The following is an 18,628-nucleotide window of genomic DNA, read 5'->3' as shown; positions in this document are numbered from 1 at the left end:
AAGATATGAACTCTGGGGGTCTTGCGCTTGTGCGGCTGAACGCGGAAACTGGGCGGCGATGCAATTCATAAAACGCGCCGAAACGCGCGTGACAGTTCAGCCGGACAGGGGCCATATGCCGACGATTTCGAAACTGTTTGCTGCCGTCTGGTTCGGGGCAATCGCGTTTATCGCCGCCGAGGCGTATAAGCTCGGGATGCCAGAGGGCATGCGATACGGCCAGTTCAACGTGATTTGCGCGGCAATCGGTGTGATCTGCGGCTGGCGCGTGATGGGGGCCTTGACGGGCAGTGGGTATCGGCGGGCCATGGGGTCGGGCATTCGCACATCGGTGACCATTACGGCATGGGCAATTCTGGTGTTTTCGATTGTTTTGATGGTGCGCGAGGCATTTCGAAAGCGCTATGACAGCCCGCTGACGGCGATTGTGGATATATTCGCGCTGGCATTGGAATATGGCCAGAAAGCTCTCACTGTGGAGGTTGGAAGCGTTTTGATTATGGGTGGGATTTTGGGTGCGCTTGGCGCCGAATGGGCCAAGAGGCGTTGGGATTGATATGACGGAACCGCTGTTTATCTATGGCACCTTGTGCCACCCCGCGCTGCTGCACCTTGTATTGGGGCGCGTGCCTGTTGCGGTTCCTGCGCGCTTGGCCGATCATGCGGTGCATTGGGCCGAGGGCCATGATTTTCCGTTGATCATTGCGGCGCAAGGGGGCGAGGCCGAGGGGCTTTTGCTGACCGATCTGACGGCGGAAGATGTTGCGCGGCTGGATTATTACGAAGGCCCGTTTGGGTATAGTTTGCAGCCGTGTACGGTGCGGTTGGCAGGCGACATGCCCCGACCCGCGCGGGTTTATGTGCCCGATCCCGGCCTGTGGCAGCCGGGCGCTGCATGGCGTCTGGACGATTGGGTAACGCGGTTTGGCGAGATCATTGTGACGACAGCGGCGGATGTGATGGCGCTCTATCCTGCGCCGATTGCGCCGTCGCGGCGTTGGCCGATGCTGGTGCGCGGGGCAAGCCGCGTGCGGGCCGCACAGGCCCCTGCGAACGGCCTGCGGCGCGTGACGCAAGCTGCGGATGTTGCTGTGCAAAACAGCAAGCTCGCCTATGCGGATTTCTTTGGTGTCGAGGAATATTTCGTTTCATTCCAGAAGTTTGACGGCAAGCAAAGCCCTGTGGTCAAACGGGCTGTGTTTGTGTCTGGCGATGCGGTGACGGTACTGCCCTATGACCCGGTGCGTGATAGGGTGCTATGTGTCGAGCAGTTTCGCGTGGGGCCATTCGCGCGGGGTGATGTGCAGCCGTGGCAACTTGAACCCATCGCCGGGCGGATCGATCCGTTCGAGACGGCCGAAGTGGCGGCGCGGCGCGAAGCGGTTGAAGAGGCGGGTTTGAACTTGGGGGCCTTGTTGCCGATCGGGGGCTATTATCCGACACCGGGGGCAAAGACCGAGTATATCTATTCTTATATCGCCCTGACCGATCTGCCCGATGGGGCGGCGATTTTGGGCGGTGAGCCAAGCGAGGCCGAGGATATAAAGGGCCATATTCTGCCGTTTACCGAGTTTGCGGCGTTGGTCGCGCGGGGCGAGGCGACAACGGGGCCGCTTTTGATAAGCTATTTCTGGCTGGAGCGTGAGCGCCCACGGCTGATGGCCGAGGCTGCACGCACAGGATTGTGAGGGATTGTTTGGCGCGCGGCCTGTTTGCTGGCGGTCTCGCGCTTGAGTTTGGGCTTGTCAGCCCGTAGACACGGCATAAAGAGCGATGGCCGTAAAAACCGTTGGCCGTGAAGATAAAAGGAATGCGCAGATGCAGATTTACAGCGATTTGGCCGACGCTATTGGCAAAACACCCCTGATCCGGCTGAACAAGGCATCGGATGCGACGGGCTGCGAGATTCTGGGTAAGGCCGAGTTCATGAACCCCGGTCAATCGGTCAAAGACCGTGCGGCGCTGTATATCATCAAGGATGCTGTGGCCAAAGGCTTGCTGAAGCCGGGTGGCACGATTGTTGAGGGGACAGCCGGCAATACCGGCATCGGCCTTGCGCTGGTCGGGGCCTCGATGGGGTTTCGGACGGTGATCGTTATTCCGGAAACCCAAAGTCAGGAAAAGAAAGACATGCTGCGGCTTGCGGGGGCGGAATTGGTACAAGTGCCAGCCGCGCCGTACAAGAACCCCAACAATTATGTGCGCTATTCCGGACGCTTGGCCGCCAAGCTGGCACAGACTGAGCCGAATGGCGCAATTTGGGCCAACCAGTTTGACAACACGGCAAACCGGCAGGCGCATGTCGAAACCACTGGTCCCGAGGTTTGGGAACAGACGGGCGGCAAGGTAGACGGGTTCATTTGCGCGGTCGGGTCTGGCGGCACTTTGGCGGGTATGGCGCTGGCGTTGCAGCCCAAAGGTGTGAAAATCGGTCTGGCCGACCCGGAAGGTGCGGCGCTGCATTCGTTTTACACGACAGGCGCATTGGATAGCCCCGGCTCGTCTATCACCGAAGGTATCGGGCAGGGGCGGATTACGGCCAATCTGGAAGGGTTCAAACCCGACTACAGCTATCGCATTCCTGACGCCGAGGCGCTGCCGATTGTGTTTGATCTGCTGGCCGAGGAGGGGCTTTGCCTTGGCGGATCGTCTGGTATCAACGTCGCGGGGGCCATTCGCATGGCGCGCGAGATGGGGCCGGGCCATACAATCGTGACTATTCTATGCGACTATGGCACGCGCTATCAGTCCAAATTGTTCAATCCGGAATTCCTGCACTCCAAAGGTTTGCCTGTGCCAGAATGGTTAGATGCGGCGGGGCGCGAAATTCCGGCCGTGTTTGAAGAGTGAGGCACATGGCTGATCGCAAATCCGCCGGTTTTATACTGTCTTCGGTCTTGGCTTCGATCTTGGCTTTGACCTTGGCAATGCTGCTGGGCTTTGGCAGCGTTGCGCCGGTTTTTGCCCAGACAAATTTGTCAACCGGGGCAAAACCCGAAGCGGCAGATGCTGCGGCACCGTTGGATTATCCTGCGTGGGAAAAATTTGCCTCTGCTGCGGATAAGCTGATCGGGGATCCTAGCTCTAGTGATATCCGGCTTGAAACCTTGCGCAGCGAAATCGCATCCTGGCGCGAGAGATTTCTGGCCGCGCAAGGGACAAATGCGGCGCGGTTGACGACGATCAAGTCGCAAATCGATGCTTTGGGGCCGGTGCCTGCCGATGGTGCAACCGAGGCAAAAGACATCGCCGCACGGCGGGCCGATTTGAACAAGCAATTAAGCGTGCTGCAAGCGCCATCTATCGCCGCGGTTGAGGCCTATAGCCGCGCCGACGGCATGATCCGTGAAATCGACGCGTTGGTACGAGAGCGCCAGACGGATGCGTTGCTGCAGCTTTGGCCAACGCCTTTGAACCCGGCAGCCTGGCCTGCGGCGATGGAAAGCGTGCTGGCCGCGACCAAAGGTTTGACCGATGAGCTGACCGCCAATTGGCAAAATGAGGCCAAGCGCGCCACGGCTTTGGACAAACTGCCGCCGATCGTTTTGCTGCTGTTGTTTTCGGCGCTGACCATTCTGCGGGGCAGGTCGTTTGTTGAAGGTGTGGCCTTTCGTCTGTTAGAGCGTGGCCATTCGAATGCGCGCGAGATCTGGGCCTTTGTTGCCTCGCTCGGTCAGATTGTTGTCCCGACCCTTGGGGTTCTGGCCTTTTCAACGGCGGCGATCATGTCGGGGATGTTGGGGCCGCTGGGCGAAGTTGTCGCTGGCGAAGTGGTGGTTTTCGGCATTATTGTTTTTGTTGCGCGCTGGATCGGGTCTTGCAATTTTCCACGGGCAAATAATGTGCAAACCCATTTGGGTATGTCTACGGCCGCGCGGACCAAGGGCCGGTTTCTGGCGCAGGCTTTGGGCCTGGTGCTGGGGCTCGAAGTTCTGCGAAAGGCGTTTTTGCCAAGCAGCCAGTTGACCGAGGCAAGCAACGCGGTGCTTTCTTTTCCGACGGTCGTTGTCGCCGGTTATTTTCTATACCGTCTGGGCAAGTTGCTGTTGCGGAATGCGAAAGAAGAGGCAGGGGCCGATGACGAGGCTGATACGGCGCAGACTTTTGCGACGCGGCTGATTTCGCTGATTGCACGTGCCTCTATTGCGGTGGCCGTCATCGGACCGTTTCTGGGGGCGGTTGGCTATATTCCTGCGGCTTCGGGGCTGGTTTTTCCGATGGTGGCCTCGCTTGGGCTGATCGGGTTGCTGATGACGCTGCAAAATCTGGTTGGGGCGATCTATTCGGTTATTATCCGCTCGGACGAACGGGGGCGTGATGCGCTGGTGCCGGTGTTGATCGGCTTTTTCCTGAGCTTTGCCTCGACCCCGTTTTTTGCGCTGATATGGGGGGCACGGGTTGCCGACCTGACCGAGGTTTTCACCAAGCTGCGTGACGGATTTCAGATTGGGGCAACCCGAATTTCGCCGTCCGACTATATCTTGCTGGCTGTCGTTTTCGGGTTTTGGTACTTGGTTACGCGCCTTTTGCAAGGGGCGCTGAAGGCTACGATCTTGCCGAAAACCAGCCTCGACCAAGGCGGGCAAAACGCGATTGTTGCGGGTGTCGGCTATATCGGTATTTTCCTTGCGGCACTGATCGGGGTGACGGCCGCGGGTATCGATTTGTCGGGCCTTGCGATTGTTGCCGGTGCGCTGTCGGTCGGTATCGGTTTCGGTTTGCAAAACATCGTTTCCAACTTTGTGGCAGGCATTATCTTGCTGATCGAGCGGCCGATTTCGGAAGGTGACTGGATTGAGGTGAACGGTGTGATGGGCACAGTGAGCGGGATTTCCGTGCGCTCGACCCGAATTCAGACCTTTGACCGCACCGATGTGATCGTCCCCAATTCGGATTTTGTGTCGGGCATGGTGACGAACTGGACCCGGTTCAACCTGTCGGGGCGGTTGATTGTAAAGGTTGGGGTTGCCTATGGCACTGATACCCGCAAGGTCGAGAAGATCTTGAAAGAGATCGCCGAGGCGCAACCGCTGGCCGTTCTGAACCCGCCGCCGAATGTGCTGTTGGTGAATTTTGGTGCGGATAGTCTGGATTTTGAAATCCGGTTGATTTTGCGCGATGTCAATTTCTCGATGGCGGTGCGATCAGAGATGAACCACGAAATCGCGCGCCGCTTTGCCGAAGAGGGCATCGAGATACCCTTTGGCCAGCGCGACATCTGGTTGCGAAACCCCGAGATATTGGCCCAAATGGTGGCGCCGGCGCTCCAACCCGGTGAGCCGGTTGCCCTTGCAGAGCCGGAAGGCGACGCGCCCCCGGCGGACAGGCCGCGAAAGGAGGTTTGAGTGACTGACTTGTTGTTTCGAACCGACCCGTATCAGGCCGAGGCCGAAGCCGTCGTCGTGGCGCATACGCCCGAAGGCGCGATTGTTCTGGACCGAACGGTGTTTTACCCCACCGGTGGCGGACAACCGGGCGATAGCGGGCATTTGTTGTGGCAAGATAAGGCCTTACCAATCGCGACCACTGTCAAGCTAGGGCCTGAAAAGGTGGGCTTGGTTGCCGCCATACCTGCCGAGATGCCTGCCGTGGGCGCAATGGTGCGACAGGTGCTGGATTGGCCGCGCCGCCATCGGCATATGCGCGTGCATACTGCGCTGCATTTGCTGTCGGTGGTCATTCCTTTGCCGGTGACAGGCGGGCAGATCACAGCCGAGAAGGGGCGCCTTGATTTTGCGATGCCTGACGCGCCGCAAGATATGCAAGCGGTTGAGGATGCGCTGAACCGTTTGATCGACAGCGATCTGCCGGTAACAGAAAGCTGGATCTCGGAAGAAGAGCTGTTGGCCAATCCGGGTCTGGTGAAAACCATGTCGGTCATGCCGCCGATGGGGGCAGGCCGCGTGCGATTGGTGCGCATAGGCCACGCCACGCGTCAGGTCGATTTGCAACCCTGCGGTGGTACCCATGTGGCCCGGACCAGCGAAATTGGCCGCGTGGCACTGGGAAAAGTCGAAAATAAAGGCCGCCAGAACCGCCGCGTAAGTCTGAGTTTGGTGGAATGATGAATTTGGCAGCGCAATCGTCGAAATTCTGAACAGCCCCCCTTGTCACTACCTATAAATGCAGGCTAAAGACCCCACAACGGAGCGGTGGCCGAGTGGTCGAAGGCGCACGCCTGGAAAGTGTGTAGGCGGGGAACCGTCTCGAGGGTTCGAATCCCTCTCGCTCCGCCATTACATATTGAAATCATTGAATAATTTCGTAATTTGGCAGGCCTACCCCATCCTGACCCCGTTTAGAGCGTGGGCTTGGCTTTGTTGGTTTTGTTTGCAGCTTCATCGCATCGGTATGGATAGAGGGTGCGTCAGAATGTCGCGGCTTTGCGCACGGCTGGGTTATCACTGTCCGGCACGGACAGCGATGGTTGGGGCAAGCCGGATTTGAAGGCCGCACCTGTGCCGGACAAGCGCAGGACGTCGGACAGGGGGCGTGGCTAACGGGCGTGGACGTGAAGTGCGGACGTGGAGACAAAGGACACAGCGCCGGAAGTGGGGGCCGGACGCGGACTGCGTCCACGTCCGACCCCACCCCCCGGCCTACCCCGGCGGCGCGGCTGCAACCTCTTTATGCCGCGCCTATAAAGCGGGCACTCCCCCAACTTTTTCTGACAAAGCAGACAACCATGCCAATTTGGTTTGCAAGGCACTTACTTGCTTTGTCTGAACACTAACGACAAGCCCAACTGATTTAGGGCTAGGCTTGACGGCAACTAGGGCTTAGGCAACTGTTCAACAAAAGAATTTGGGGCAGATATGTTTGAACAGACCTTCAAGAACCTAGACGACATTATGTTCCAAGAGCCCGGCTGCAACACCGAGTTGGATTATGTCGAACAGTCCTCTTGGATGCTGTTCCTAAAATACCTCGACGACCAAGAACGCAACCGCGCGGTTGAGGCACAGTTAACAGGCACGCCCTACGATTATCTGTTTGAAAAGCAATACCGCTGGTCTGAATGGGCCGCCCCCAAACTGCCCGATGGCAAGCCCGATCTTGACCGCACCCGTATCGGTAGCGATCTGGTCGAGTTTGTGAACAACCACCTGATGCCATATCTGCGCAGCTTTCGCCAATCGGCCCCGGCCCCCGATACCATTGAATACAAAATTGGCGAGATTTTCACCGAGGTCCGCAACAAGTTCCAAAACGGCTATATGCTGCGCGATGCGCTGTCCCTGATCGACCAGCTTAACTTCGGCACCCAAGCGCAAAAGCATGAACTGTCCGACCTCTATGAAACCCGCATCAAGAACATGGGCAACGGGGGCCGCAATGGCGGGCAATACTACACGCCGCGCCCGCTGATCCGCGCCATGATCGCGGTGACGCAGCCCAAGCTTGGCGAAACCATCTATGATGGCGCTGCTGGGTCGGCAGGCTTTCTGTGCGAAGCGTTTGATTACCTGCGTCCCACCGTCAAAAGCACCGACGATCTGCAACGGCTGGAACGCCGCACCTTTTACGGCAAGGAACAGGCCCCCTTGGCCTATGTCATCGGGCTGATGAACCTTATCCTGCACGGCGTCCCTGCGCCAAACCTGCTGCGCACCGATACGCTGGCCGACCGGATGGCTGATATTGAGGAAAAGGACCGCTACAACGTCATCCTTGCCAACCCGCCCTTTGGCACCAACAAGAACAAGCAGTTGCAACAGAACTTTCCGATCAAATCGTCGGAAAGCGCCTATATGTTCATGCAGCATTTCATTGAAAGCCTGAAGGCAGGCGGACGCGCCGCGATTGTTATCAAGAACACGTTTCTGAGCAACACCGACAACGCCTCTGTCGCCCTGCGCAAACAACTGCTGACCGATTGCCATCTGCACACCGTGCTGGATTGCCCCGGCGGCACGTTTCTGGGCGCGGGCGTGAAAACCGTGGTGCTGTTCTTTGAACGGGGCCGTAAATCGCGCGACATTTGGTATTATCAGCTTAGTCCGGGCCGCAATATGGGCAAAAACAACCCGCTGAACGATGCGGATTTGGCCGAGTTTGTGGCGATGCAGAAAACCTTTGCGTTGGGTGAGAAGTCTTGGGTCGTGAACGCCCTTACGCTGGACCCCGCCACCTATGACCTATCGGTGAAAAACCCCAACGCGCCCGAGGAGGCCCCCTTGCGCGACCCCGCCCAGATTATTGAGGATATGCTGGAACGCGACGCCGAGACGGCAGAGATTTTGGCAACCATCCGGGGGATGCTGTGAAGGCGGGCTGGGAAGTTAAGGCGCTAGGGGATGTCATCGACTTGATTTCCGGTCAGCATATAGACGCCAAAGACTATAATACCGAAGGCCAAGGAATTGGTTATCTCACCGGACCTTCGGACTTTGGCTCAATATGCCCGACAGTGTCAAAGTGGACTGAATTTCCCAAGAAGAACGCCAAATCGGGCGACGTTTTGTTGACCGTAAAAGGTTCTGGGGTTGGCAAAGTTAACTTGTTGGATATCCCCGAGGTCGCGATTAGCCGACAGATTATGGCCGTTAGAGCCAAGACAATTGACCCACGCTTCCTTTTTTTGCTACTTCAGTCATTTCAGAATTATTTTAATGGCCGCGCAAGCGGTGCTGCTATTCCGGGAATTTCAAGGACAGATGTAACAGGGCTGCGCCTACCACTCCCGCCCCTAGAAGAACAAAAGCGGATTGTTGAGGTTTTGGATGCGGCGTTCGAAGGCCTCACCCGCGCCCGCGCCCATACCGAAACCAACCTCCAAAACGCGCGGGAGTTGTTTGAGAGTGGACTACTAGAGGTGTTCGGCGGCCTCAACGATCCAGACGATCAAAAGCTGCTGAGCGATGTGTCTCTGCAATTTGGGCGAGGAAAATCCAAGCACCGTCCACGCAACGATAAGGCGCTTTATGGCGGCACTTATCCCTTCATTCAAACTGGTGACGTGCGAAACTCTCGCCATATCATCGAAAGCTACAGTCAGACTTATAATGATGTTGGGTTGGCGCAGAGCAAGCTTTGGCCTTCAGGAACAGTTTGCATTACAATCGCTGCGAACATCGCAGAGACGGGCGTTTTGGGTTTCGATGCGTGTTTTCCTGACAGCATCATCGGTATGGTGCCAAACGCGACCAAGACAAGCAGCACTTATGTCGAATATCTGCTTCAATTCTTCCAAAAGCGTATAAAGGCACTTGGCGAAGGCAGCGCGCAACAGAACATCAATCTGGCAACCTTCGAAACGGAGTATTTCCCATTTCCGCCGCTGCATGTCCAAGATGACGCCGTCGAGCGCCTATCGTACTTGCGTTCGACAGTTCAAGATTTGGAGACCCACTACCGCGCCAAACTCGCCGATCTTGATGACATCCGCCAAGCCCTCTTGCAAAAGGCCTTTGCGGGGGAACTTACCTGATGGGGAAGAAAGTGGATCGCAAGCCGCTCCCGCCTCGGGTCACTGCGCGTGACGAACTTCTCCGCAAACTGACACAGAACTTGCGCCTTTTAAGGGGAACCTTGCGCCCCTGGATTGCCAAATGCGAAGCTGGCTATAAGCTCAACCCTCTTGAGAAAAAGCAGGTTAAGGGATTGCTCGCCGAAGTTGCATCTGTGAAGCTGTCAATGGTGAAGTGCCGCAGCAATATTTCGAAACAACAAACCAATTGGAACGGCGCAACGAGTGAACCCTTGGACGAAACCGGCACAGGGCCAAAGGGGCGGAACTCCGGCGGCGTTGGCCTTTACGGAATGGGATCAGGCGCGAAATTTTGGAATGGGTAATTGATCGACAACGAAACCGAAGCAGACACCCGCGCCAACCGGATTGATCCGGTACTGATTGCTGTGGGTTGGTTGCCACCCGATGCGCATATCAAGCGCGAACAGATCGCGCCGGGCCGGATTGTGCCGGGCGGCAAACGTGCCAACCCAATGTCTGCCGATTATGTACTGCATTACCGCGACCAAAAACTGGCGGTGATAGAGGCCAAGCGCGCAGGCATCGCCACCGCCGAGGGTGTGCAGCAAGCCAAGGAATACGCCAAACGCCTGAACGCGCCCTTTGCCTATGCCACCAACGGCTTGACTTGGTACGAGATTAACATGGCAGGGGGTGAGGCCGAGGTTGCAGGCCCGCCCAGCCCCCAAGCCCTGTGGGACCGGGTTTACAAGGTGCCTAACGCATGGCGCACCCGTTTCGGGGCCGTGCCGTTTGAACTGGGCGGCGGCAAATGGGACCCGCGCTATTACCAGCACAACGCCATTGCAGCGGCGCTAGAGGCGATTTCAACAGGCCAGCGCCGCATCCTGCTCACCCTCGCCACCGGCACCGGCAAAACGGGCATCGCGTTTCAACTGTGCTGGAAACTGTTTGAGGCGCGCTGGAACCTTGGCCTTGAGCCCACCCGCCGCCCGCGCATCCTGTTTCTGGCAGATCGCAACATCCTCGCCAATCAGGCCTATAATTCATTCGGCACGTTCGAGGATGGCGCACGCACCCGTGTTAACCCCGACAGCATCGCCAAACGCGGGTCTGTGCCGAAAAATGCCAGCATCTTTTTCACCATCTTCCAGACCCTTTCGACAGGCGGCGAAGGCAATGAAGCGTTTCGCCAATATGCCCCCGACTTTTTCGATTTCATCATCATCGACGAATGTCACCGAGGCGGGGCCAATGCCGAAGGCTCATGGCGGGCAATGCTTGATTATTTCGAACCCGCTTATCAGCTTGGCCTGACCGCGACCCCCAAGCGCACTGATAACGTGGACACCTACGCTTATTTTGGCGACCCGGTTTACACCTATTCCCTGCGCGAAGGGATTGAGGACGGCTACCTGACCCCATTCCGCGTGCGCCAATATTCCTCGACCATCGACACCTACACGTTCGAGGGTGAGGACAAGGTTGTCGCGGGTGAAGTAGCCGACGGGACCACGTTTGAGGAAAAGGATTTCAACAAAATTGTGCAGATGAAAGCACGGGAACTGCACCGCGTCCGCACATTTCTGAGCGAGATTAACACCAACGAGAAAACTATCGTTTTCTGCGCAACCCAAGCCCATGCCGCCCTGATCCGCGACCTAATCAATCAAGAGGTCAAACATAGCGATCCCGACTATTGTGTAAGGGTGACGGCGAACGACGGGACCGAGGGCGAACGCCATCTTGAGACGTTCCAGCAGAACAGTAAAACCATTCCGACGATACTGACGACGTCGCAAAAGCTATCAACGGGAGTGGATGCAAAAAACGTCCGCAATATTGTTCTGATGCGCCCGATCAATTCGATGATTGAGTTCAAGCAAATCATTGGGCGCGGCACCCGTACATTTGAGGGCAAAGACTATTTCACCGTCTATGATTTCGTAAAGGCGCATGAAAAGTTTGACGATCCGCAATGGGATGGAGACCCAGCGGACGTTATCATTGATCCGCCCAATGCCCCGCGACCGCCGAAGGGTGATGATGAACCGCCCGAGCCAATGGCACCACGGGAACCGGGCGAACCTGACGATCCCGTTGATCGCCCACCCATGATCGAAATTGAACTAATCCCCGGCAAGATCATCAATATCGCAGCTACGACGTTCTGGGGGCCAGACGGCAAACCCATGAGCGCAAGAGATTTCATCACGCGCATGTTTGGCGAATTGCCGGAACTGTTCCAAGATGAAGATGAACTGAGATTGCTTTGGGGAAACCCAGATACGCGCAAAGCCCTTTTAGGGCAGTTAGCCGAGCGCGGATATGATGACGCTGTGCTAAAGCAGATCAGGCAAACGATCTTGGCCGACAATAGCGATATTTTTGACGTATTGGCGCACGTCGCCTATGCAGTTGACCCTTTGACCCGCGAGGAAAGAGCCTCAACGGGAAGCGCCGCCATTGACGCAAACTACAATGACAAGCTTGCGGCCTTTTTGCAGTTCGTACTTGGTCAATATGTTGCAACTGGTGCCGAAGAATTGGACAGGTCAAAGCTGCCCGATTACCTGAAACTAAATTATGGAAATCCGGCAGATGGCGCGGCCATTTTGGGTGGCCCTGACTTGGTAGTCGGTGCGTTCGTGGACTTCCAGAAGTACTTGTATCCTAAGCCTCAATAGGTTCGGGGTGGGTGGGCGGTTGGGTCAAGCTAGACCCGTAAGCACTTGGCCCTGCTGGGCAAGACGCAGTGCTGAGGCCAGACGCGGAAGGGAGGTCCCCCGGCCTCTCTTGGCGACACGGCTGGGTACGTTCTCTATGCAGTCTCGACAGAGCAGCCAATTTCTTAACATCTATGAAAAACGGTAGTCTTCGCCAAAGAACTGACGCTTCGTCATGTGCTGTCAAGACTTGTCGTTTTCGACCCAAACCGGACCTTCAACCAGCTTAGAGAATGCCTCGGTGCAACACGTCAAACTTGCCGTTCGCCGCGCACGCGAGCCTTGTGCCTTTCCGGACACTAATTTGAAACCAACAATCGCGCTTGCTCGCATCTGCAACCTAGGCGCAATTCATTGTGTGGTTCTTGAATACGTGAGAGATGTGCTAGAATGACGCCGATATTGTAAGGAATACACCATTGCCATTGCGAGTACAGCCAATGGTCCAGTATCTGACTGAACAGGTCGAACAGATGCGGGACAAGGATTACACCTCACTGTCAATAGCAAAAGCTATAAAAGGCCGAAATCCTGGCGGAATGAATAAGTCGCTTCGGCTAGGCGGTAAGGTTTACAATTTTGGACCGGGCTCTCCCGATGGGGCAGTGGACCTTTGGACAGCGTGGGCCGTGAGTTTGATAAAAGGAGCAATGGACCCACCTGACGCTCAGTTGGTAATTATTCCTGTTCCCAACTCACACGCGACGGTTGGCAACAGCAGTGACTTTAGAACTTGGGAATTGGCACGTCGCATCGCCGAACAGTTTGGTGATAACGTTACAGCTTTCGACGAGCTGAGGTGGACTGAAGTAATGCGGAAGGCGAGCGAGGGAGGGCCGCGCCAAGCACATGAACTTTATCCAAAGCTGCAATGTGAACTGAAGGCCGACGCTACCATCGACCGAATTCTCATCGACGACATCATGACCAGCGGTGGACATCTTCAAGCTAGCGCAGGGCAAATTCGAAATGCAGGTGCCTCAGTTGAGGCAGCGCTAGTGTGTGGCCGAACGAAGCACATTCAGGTGTCGAATCCGTTTGCGATGCCTGTTGAAGAACTTGCTGATTTTGATCCCAACGATCCGTTTGGGTTTGGTGCAATCTTCCATGAGGTAGAATGATTAACGGACAGGGCTATATATGTTACAATATATGACGGTCCGCGAGTTCCTCGCGAGTCCACCAAGGCCGTGACGCTTGCACCATCCCATGGCAGTTCGCGCAGAGCAGGACCAGATCGATCAGCTTGGTCGTCTCGCCCGTGGCGAGCGCCGAAACAAGCTTGGTGTGACGACATTCGATAAAGCTGTCTCCGCGCTCGCTATCGGTGGCCTGGAAGTCGAAGCTGCATGCCTCGCAGCACAGGTGCCCATGCTGCTTTAGTTAGGATGCCTTCTTATGCTTCACGATGGCGGCGGTCTGCTCCCGATACCGGTGTATCCGAGTTAGGAGTTGTCCCTCAGCGGCTTCGGTTAACTCATCCTCTGGCAGCACAGGCGCGTTCTCTGCTGTCGCTGTTTTCGTCGCGTTGAGGATCGAGGCGAGCACCCTCTTTAGTGCAGCCGGATTATTGGCAAATTCTGCCCAGAAGACCTCTTCGAGCTTGTTTCCCCGGCTACAGACCTTCGGCGTCATGGTTCGGGCCGTGGGCGCGAAAGTTCAGGAGTTTCATCGACACGCTGTTGGCGTTGCGGAGGGTGTCACAGACTGTCAAGCCCAACGCCATAGCGACCAGGCTGATCTTGGTCGTCAGATCGAGCACTCATTCGCCGATCGGCGACAAATAATCGTTGGGATAGCAGAGGTAGTGGTCAAACGCGACGTGTAACTCATCACGGGTCCAAGGTAGGTTTCGTGCTTCTGCCATTTCTAGCGCCATCCTAAGATTTCCCTGGGTCGAAGAGGTCATCCCAGAGTGCGGCGTCCTCGGATGGAAGCAGCATGTGCGCGCCAAGACATTCTAAGATGGGTTCGACGCTCAAAACGGTCAGATATCCGAGTTCCTCCGGCATGTCGTTTTTCAGCAAACTCGACGTTACCATTCCCATAGCGACGCCCCATTCCGACAGCACCACACCGCCACTGAAGCCTCCGCGAGCCATTGTCGAAACGATAAAATGGACATGCTCCGCGACAGTTAGGTCGACGACTGCGTTAATCTGACCTCTAGAAGTAACGAGGATGTTGCTCTTGGCAAGCGGTATTGGCGGAAATCCAAGAACGAGGACCTCATTCAGCACAAACTGTTCGTCGTTGATCCAATCGTCCAGATGCCCGCCCAAAGGTATTCCGGGTAGGTCAGACAGACTCGGGACCGAAAAGACTGCGACGTCCTTTTTACTGTCCGGATGAAAGAGTGGTTGCAGGGCGACTAATTCAAAACGATCGGGTTTCTGAAAGTGTACCGTCTGTCGTAGCCATCGATGGTGCCGATAAGAGTCGATTTCGACGCTGCATTCGGCCTTTCCCTCCATGACATGTCGTGCTGTCACGAAGGAACCATCACCAACGTGAAATGCAGACCCGATGCCGTGATCACCGTTTTTGTCTTTAACCACGAGGGGGAGAATGGCCGCACTGAAGTCAGTGTAGAGCTCTTTGGCGAATAAATTGGCTCTTTCGCGCTCTGGCTTTCGTTTTTCCATACATTGGCGTTAAACCTGAGGACGAAAGGATGCTAGCGAATTGAGTAAAAACCGTGGAAAACAAAAATAACCAAATGATCCAGCCTGACCGTCGTCGCTATGACTTGCAACCCGATTAATCAGTTGCCCAGTTCAAGATATGTCAGAAGGGTCAATATCCTTGAACGGATTTGGATGTATGGTCCTTGCGACAAAAATACCCGTTATAGGTACTCCGGGAAAGCGATCAGACAGGACGCTGTGCATTGCGCGGTAATGCCTACCAACTGTTAAGACATCATCGAAAACACCAATGCTCACAGGCGCGGGGTTAGTCAGGGTATCGTCTATCTTATAGTTTGCAATTAAGTCTTCGACCGACGCGCGATTGCCATCTCCGGCTGCGTGGGAGGCATCCATCGAGCTGATTTGCTTGACTAGGCAACGCACATCGAGACCATCGCGGATGCCATTGCATATCTGTTCCATGCGGTTATCGTAGTCAGGGTGGCCGAACGATTTTGAACCTGGTACAGGAACCAGCGTTGCGTGGTCCAGCCATTTGGGATTTAGAGAATCGGCTAGCTCCTGTGAGAACTGGTGGATGGCACGCGCCTTGTAGTGCCAGCCGCCCTTGGTGAGGCGTTCGCTTGGCTTCTTTTTGAGGTTTAGAATCAGGCTGTTGGTATCACCTTCGTAGCCTGCACCGGCTCTGTACTCCCTTAGGAAGATGCAGCTATCTAGAGCGGTCAAGGCGTTGTGATCGCCTAAGATCAATTCGTCAACTTTCGTGAAACCCATTAGGACTGCAAAGCCTTCCAGATGTCTTCTGGTTCCCGCACGCGAATTGCGCCTTCCTTTTCAAAGCGGGCAGGCCAGGTGATTGCAGGGTTTCTGAAGCAACTATCCAAGATGAACAGCTTCCGACCCTGATACAGAGCAGCACGGGCTTGGGTGAGGGTGCCAGACGTCTCACCGGCTTCAACGATGATGGTCCCTTCGGTGAGGGCGCTCATGGTAGCGTTGCGTTCGGGGAAGTAGAATCGCTTTGTCTTGAATGGCTGGGTCGAATACCGCAGCACTGGTACTTGTGAAACCAGCAGGTGTTCTTTGGCTATGTGTGCCTGAAGTTCTGCATTCTCTTTTGGGTAGCTCTCACCAAGGGGGGTTCCGATCACCGCGATGGTTCTGCCACCGGCTTCGAGCGCTGCAGTGTGAGCGGCTTTGTCTATGCCTATTGCGAGGCCAGAAACGACTGCGAAGTCTCGGGCCACGAGCTCCCTAGCAATTCTCGCTGCTCGCTGCGCGCCTTCGTCTGACGGTTTCCGGCTGCCGACAACGGCGAGGCCCCGCATCTCGCTTATTTCCCATGTGCCTTGGTAATACAGCAATTCGACTGGATGCTTTGCATGACGCAGTTTGGAAGGGTAATCGCCAGCTTTGTTTATGCGGACACCGAATTGGTACACGCCTGCCTTATGCAGCATTTCGAGCACCTTGGTCGCCGTTTCATCAGCCACTGCCGGTGGTACAAAATCGGATGGAAGCGCGGTTTCGTCCGCAGCGAATTTCTCTGCTAACGTCTTGAAAGTCGCGCCCTGTTCCATGAACAATGCTTCGTAAGCCCCAAGTTCCCTCCGGGGAGAAATTGTGGTTCTTGCCGGTCCATCATGGTCTGTCAGCAGCAGCCTATTCAAGGCATGTCAACGCGCTGTCTGTGGTCATCTGCGTCTCCCCTTGCCGTCATTTTGTCCCGACCCGTTTTGCCTAGAGTGCCCCAAAAGTAACGTGAATTACAATACCAACATATTAACCGAGCCTTCGTTTCTGCTTCGCAGCGACGATGACTGGTTCGCATCCACGCTCCCCCGGCACTTCCTATGCGAAATCTTTGGATTGCACTTGGAAGATTGTACCAATGGTCATAGCTGTAACCGCATTTCAGCATGAAGCCGAGGTTCTGCAAAGTTGGTCGACGATCGACTAGGCGCAAAGATGGTCCGTTTTTGACTGATGCAATAGAGTTTTCACAATTACGCAAAACTTCCTCAATCCGCCAGCCTGTGCATTGGGCGGTAACCGATATTCTTTACTGCTCAATGTTGGTTGGGGTATTATTTTACCTCACATGCTTGTTTTGCATTCATCAGAAAGCGGTACCATGCAGCGCCCATCCGGATTTAAGTCCAACACCCAGCGCCAAAACTTCTTTGCGGCTGCCAAGTTGCACCAACGCGGCGGGGTTTTGTCGCCCATTTGCGGCTCGCGGACGCGGACGGGAGCAGTCTGCACCCAAGTCCCGATCAGTGAGGGTAAAGGCCGTTGCCAGCGTCATTGCGGGCCGGACGCGGCACGGGCGCATCGGGAAACCCAACTCCGGCAGATGCAAACCGGAAAGACCTCTCCGGAGGAATTTGCGCGGGCCGAAGCTCGCCGCGCCCGCAACAGGCTGACAAACGGCTGGAAGAAAAATCCGGCCCTGTCGGGGCGTACGATTGATCTTGGCGCGTCAGAAGGGCCATTTGTAGACGCCGTTCGGGCGCTGGGCGCGGACGTGGACGCGCTTTTGCCCGCCGTCCGAGATTGGTTGGCGTGGCGCTTCCAGCGGACGCAACTGGACCGGACGGCGGACGAGGCATGGACGCGGGCCGTCCGGGTTGATCTGCCCAAACGGATTACGGACGCGGACGCCGCGATGGTTTGGGTCCGGTTGGGCAATCTGGACAAGCGGACCAAAGAAGGCCGCGCCATGAAAGCCGCACTGCGGGCCGGGGGCGAGCCTTTGGCCGCGAGATTAGCCTCAACGGCTTCCCGGCCCGCGCTGGACGGCGCAGGGGGCCAGATCATCGCCCCCATAAGGGTCTGGGCTGCGCAGACGCCAGAGGGACCTTCTAGGCGCTCTTTGCCAGATAGGGCCAAGGCGCCCAAATCGGCACGAATGAGTGCGCCTAAGCCGTTGGGGCGGCCAAGGAGGCGGCCAGACACGCCGGACGAGTTGGCGGCGCTCATGGCGGTCTATTGGGCCGCCGACAGCGCCGTGCAAGGCATGTTTCAGGCGATTGAGGGGGAAGCGGATAGGTTGGCCTTCCTGCGGGCCTTGAAGGGCGTTGCGGATGCGCCCGACGATCCAAACGCACAACGGCGCTGGGGGCACTGGTATAGGGCGCTTGCGCGGGCCTAGAACAGCCCGCGCAAGGCGTTACTCGGACACAGGCAAAAGCAGAAACCGTGCTTGCGTCTCAACCGCCCCTCCGACGCGCTTGGCATCGCGCCAAAGCGTTTCGTAGATCAAAGTGTCTTCTATGTCCGGGCTGGGGTTTCGCTTCCATGCGGTAAAGGCTGGGATGTGCGTAAAGGCTTCCCTTTTTAGGCGGCTTCCGGGGTCCGCGATGTGGTGCCCCAAGATCCAGCCGCCGGGGGCGTCAGGATCAGCGACCCGGAAAGACAGGATCAAAATCGGCTTGCCGAAATTTCTTTCCGCAAACAACCAGACCCGCCCAAGGCGCTTTGGGTTGCTTCGCAACCAATCAGCGTCATTGCCGAGATCAAGTCCCTCATAGGCTTCGTCTGGGTATTTGAAGCTGATGTCATAAACATGGGCGGTGTTGCGTTTGTATTCGGCGGCGACTTTCGATGTGGTCAAAGTACTATTCATTGGGTGTTCCTTCTGTTGTTTTCGAGCGTCGGAGTTGGTGGTGTTCGCGGTTTGCGCGTTCGGGTGGCATTGGCTTGAATTGCGCCCGCCAATGGGCTGGGAGTTCCGAAAGGTCTGCGATGGTCACAAAGCGCAGAATTGACATGGCAAAACCGCCTTCGGCTTCTGCGTCTGCGGCAATGACCGACAT

Annotated in this window: 19 protein-coding genes and 1 tRNA gene; 13 read left to right on the top strand and 7 right to left on the bottom strand. The window is 56.3% G+C overall.

The window, feature by feature from the left end:
* Window positions 1-58 precede the first annotated feature (58 nt).
* From AKU79_RS10410 to AKU79_RS19275, 12 genes are all read left to right on the top strand, one after another.
* On the top strand, window positions 59-556 hold the full coding sequence (locus tag AKU79_RS10410) for a TrgA family protein (protein WP_050523542.1): 498 nt from the start codon (window positions 59-61) through the stop codon (window positions 554-556).
* Between the two features lies 1 nt (window position 557).
* Window positions 558-1,688 carry a gamma-glutamylcyclotransferase gene (locus tag AKU79_RS10405; protein ID WP_050523541.1) on the top strand — a complete coding sequence of 377 codons (1,131 nt, stop codon included), beginning with the start codon at window positions 558-560 and terminating at the stop codon, window positions 1,686-1,688.
* A gap of 130 nt (window positions 1,689-1,818) precedes the next feature.
* Entirely contained in the window at window positions 1,819-2,850 is a 1,032-nt protein-coding gene (locus AKU79_RS10400) for a cysteine synthase A (RefSeq protein WP_050523589.1), read from the top strand.
* Between the two features lie 5 nt (window positions 2,851-2,855).
* Window positions 2,856-5,345 (top strand): DUF3772 domain-containing protein, encoded by a 2,490-nt coding sequence (locus tag AKU79_RS10395; RefSeq protein ID WP_156209646.1) that lies wholly within the window; start codon window positions 2,856-2,858, stop codon window positions 5,343-5,345.
* The gene (locus AKU79_RS10390; protein ID WP_050523540.1) at window positions 5,346-6,065 is read left to right on the top strand and encodes an alanyl-tRNA editing protein; all 720 of its coding nucleotides are present in this window, start codon (window positions 5,346-5,348) and stop codon (window positions 6,063-6,065) included.
* 81 nt (window positions 6,066-6,146) lie between these two features.
* Window positions 6,147-6,236, top strand: a tRNA-Ser gene (locus AKU79_RS10385).
* 579 nt (window positions 6,237-6,815) lie between these two features.
* On the top strand, window positions 6,816-8,267 hold the full coding sequence (locus AKU79_RS10380; RefSeq protein WP_050523539.1) for a class I SAM-dependent DNA methyltransferase: 1,452 nt from the start codon (window positions 6,816-6,818) through the stop codon (window positions 8,265-8,267).
* Window positions 8,264-9,430, top strand: coding sequence for a restriction endonuclease subunit S (locus AKU79_RS10375; protein ID WP_050523538.1), 1,167 nt, complete (start codon window positions 8,264-8,266; stop codon window positions 9,428-9,430). The genes AKU79_RS10380 and AKU79_RS10375 overlap by 4 nt, the downstream gene beginning before the upstream one ends.
* The gene (locus AKU79_RS10370; protein ID WP_050523537.1) at window positions 9,430-9,795 is read left to right on the top strand and encodes a hypothetical protein; all 366 of its coding nucleotides are present in this window, start codon (window positions 9,430-9,432) and stop codon (window positions 9,793-9,795) included. The genes AKU79_RS10375 and AKU79_RS10370 overlap by 1 nt, the downstream gene beginning before the upstream one ends.
* The gene (hsdR, locus tag AKU79_RS10365; RefSeq protein WP_050523536.1) at window positions 9,796-12,120 is read left to right on the top strand and encodes an EcoAI/FtnUII family type I restriction enzme subunit R; all 2,325 of its coding nucleotides are present in this window, start codon (window positions 9,796-9,798) and stop codon (window positions 12,118-12,120) included. It abuts the gene before it with no gap.
* A 479-nt stretch (window positions 12,121-12,599) separates the two neighbouring features.
* Window positions 12,600-13,280: a hypothetical protein gene (locus AKU79_RS10360; protein ID WP_050523535.1), complete on the top strand. Its 681-nt coding sequence runs from the start codon at window positions 12,600-12,602 to the stop codon at window positions 13,278-13,280.
* Window positions 13,281-13,368: 88 nt separating this feature from the next.
* Window positions 13,369-13,542, top strand: a complete 174-nt coding sequence (locus tag AKU79_RS19275) for a hypothetical protein (protein WP_156209644.1) — start codon at window positions 13,369-13,371, stop codon at window positions 13,540-13,542.
* Here AKU79_RS19275 and AKU79_RS10355 read toward each other — a convergent pair whose 3' ends face one another.
* The 5 genes from AKU79_RS10355 to AKU79_RS10335 all read right to left on the bottom strand — a co-directional run bounded on the left by AKU79_RS10355 (window position 13,543) and on the right by AKU79_RS10335 (window position 16,390).
* Window positions 13,543-13,794: a hypothetical protein gene (locus tag AKU79_RS10355; RefSeq protein WP_050523534.1), complete on the bottom strand. Its 252-nt coding sequence runs from the start codon at window positions 13,792-13,794 to the stop codon at window positions 13,543-13,545.
* Window positions 13,775-13,921: a hypothetical protein gene (locus AKU79_RS19270; RefSeq protein WP_156209642.1), complete on the bottom strand. Its 147-nt coding sequence runs from the start codon at window positions 13,919-13,921 to the stop codon at window positions 13,775-13,777. The genes AKU79_RS10355 and AKU79_RS19270 overlap by 20 nt, the downstream gene beginning before the upstream one ends.
* A 118-nt stretch (window positions 13,922-14,039) precedes the next feature.
* Window positions 14,040-14,804 (bottom strand): S1 family peptidase, encoded by a 765-nt coding sequence (locus AKU79_RS10345; protein WP_050523532.1) that lies wholly within the window; start codon window positions 14,802-14,804, stop codon window positions 14,040-14,042.
* Window positions 14,805-14,936: 132 nt separating this feature from the next.
* On the bottom strand, window positions 14,937-15,584 hold the full coding sequence (locus tag AKU79_RS10340; RefSeq protein WP_050523531.1) for a hypothetical protein: 648 nt from the start codon (window positions 15,582-15,584) through the stop codon (window positions 14,937-14,939).
* Window positions 15,584-16,390 carry a DNA-processing protein DprA gene (locus AKU79_RS10335; protein WP_082223999.1) on the bottom strand — a complete coding sequence of 269 codons (807 nt, stop codon included), beginning with the start codon at window positions 16,388-16,390 and terminating at the stop codon, window positions 15,584-15,586. The genes AKU79_RS10340 and AKU79_RS10335 overlap by 1 nt, the downstream gene beginning before the upstream one ends.
* A 554-nt stretch (window positions 16,391-16,944) precedes the next feature.
* On the opposite strand from AKU79_RS10335, the gene AKU79_RS10330 reads away from it, so the two are divergent.
* Window positions 16,945-17,964, top strand: coding sequence for a hypothetical protein (locus tag AKU79_RS10330; RefSeq protein ID WP_050523530.1), 1,020 nt, complete (start codon window positions 16,945-16,947; stop codon window positions 17,962-17,964).
* Window positions 17,965-17,982: 18 nt separating this feature from the next.
* Here AKU79_RS10330 and AKU79_RS10325 read toward each other — a convergent pair whose 3' ends face one another.
* Together AKU79_RS10325 and AKU79_RS19730 are read right to left on the bottom strand one after the other, a co-directional pair.
* Window positions 17,983-18,438, bottom strand: a complete 456-nt coding sequence (locus AKU79_RS10325; protein WP_050523529.1) for a hypothetical protein — start codon at window positions 18,436-18,438, stop codon at window positions 17,983-17,985.
* On the bottom strand, window positions 18,431-18,628 hold a 198-nt coding region (locus tag AKU79_RS19730; protein ID WP_050523528.1), incomplete at its 5' end, for a hypothetical protein. The genes AKU79_RS10325 and AKU79_RS19730, both read right to left, overlap by 8 nt.

Origin of the sequence: Pseudorhodobacter wandonensis (assembly GCF_001202035.1) — a bacterium.
Taxonomy (GTDB): Bacteria; Pseudomonadota; Alphaproteobacteria; order Rhodobacterales; family Rhodobacteraceae; genus Pseudorhodobacter; species Pseudorhodobacter wandonensis.
Note: the sequence above shows the minus strand (reverse complement) of the source record. Positions and strands in the feature narration are given on the sequence as shown.

Coding starts and splice junctions, on each gene's coding strand:
- AKU79_RS10410 (WP_050523542.1), top strand. CDS start 59: ATGCAATTCATAAAACGCGCCGAAACGCGCGTGACAGTTCAGCCGGAC.
- AKU79_RS10405 (WP_050523541.1), top strand. CDS start 558: ATGACGGAACCGCTGTTTATCTATGGCACCTTGTGCCACCCCGCGCTG.
- AKU79_RS10400 (WP_050523589.1), top strand. CDS start 1,819: ATGCAGATTTACAGCGATTTGGCCGACGCTATTGGCAAAACACCCCTG.
- AKU79_RS10395 (WP_156209646.1), top strand. CDS start 2,856: ATGGCTGATCGCAAATCCGCCGGTTTTATACTGTCTTCGGTCTTGGCT.
- AKU79_RS10380 (WP_050523539.1), top strand. CDS start 6,816: ATGTTTGAACAGACCTTCAAGAACCTAGACGACATTATGTTCCAAGAG.
- AKU79_RS10370 (WP_050523537.1), top strand. CDS start 9,430: ATGGGGAAGAAAGTGGATCGCAAGCCGCTCCCGCCTCGGGTCACTGCG.
- AKU79_RS10360 (WP_050523535.1), top strand. CDS start 12,600: ATGGTCCAGTATCTGACTGAACAGGTCGAACAGATGCGGGACAAGGAT.
- AKU79_RS19275 (WP_156209644.1), top strand. CDS start 13,369: ATGGCAGTTCGCGCAGAGCAGGACCAGATCGATCAGCTTGGTCGTCTC.
- AKU79_RS10355 (WP_050523534.1), bottom strand. CDS start 13,794: ATGACGCCGAAGGTCTGTAGCCGGGGAAACAAGCTCGAAGAGGTCTTC.
- AKU79_RS10345 (WP_050523532.1), bottom strand. CDS start 14,804: ATGGAAAAACGAAAGCCAGAGCGCGAAAGAGCCAATTTATTCGCCAAA.
- AKU79_RS10340 (WP_050523531.1), bottom strand. CDS start 15,584: ATGGGTTTCACGAAAGTTGACGAATTGATCTTAGGCGATCACAACGCC.
- AKU79_RS10335 (WP_082223999.1), bottom strand. CDS start 16,390: ATGGAACAGGGCGCGACTTTCAAGACGTTAGCAGAGAAATTCGCTGCG.
- AKU79_RS10330 (WP_050523530.1), top strand. CDS start 16,945: ATGCAGCGCCCATCCGGATTTAAGTCCAACACCCAGCGCCAAAACTTC.
- AKU79_RS10325 (WP_050523529.1), bottom strand. CDS start 18,438: ATGAATAGTACTTTGACCACATCGAAAGTCGCCGCCGAATACAAACGC.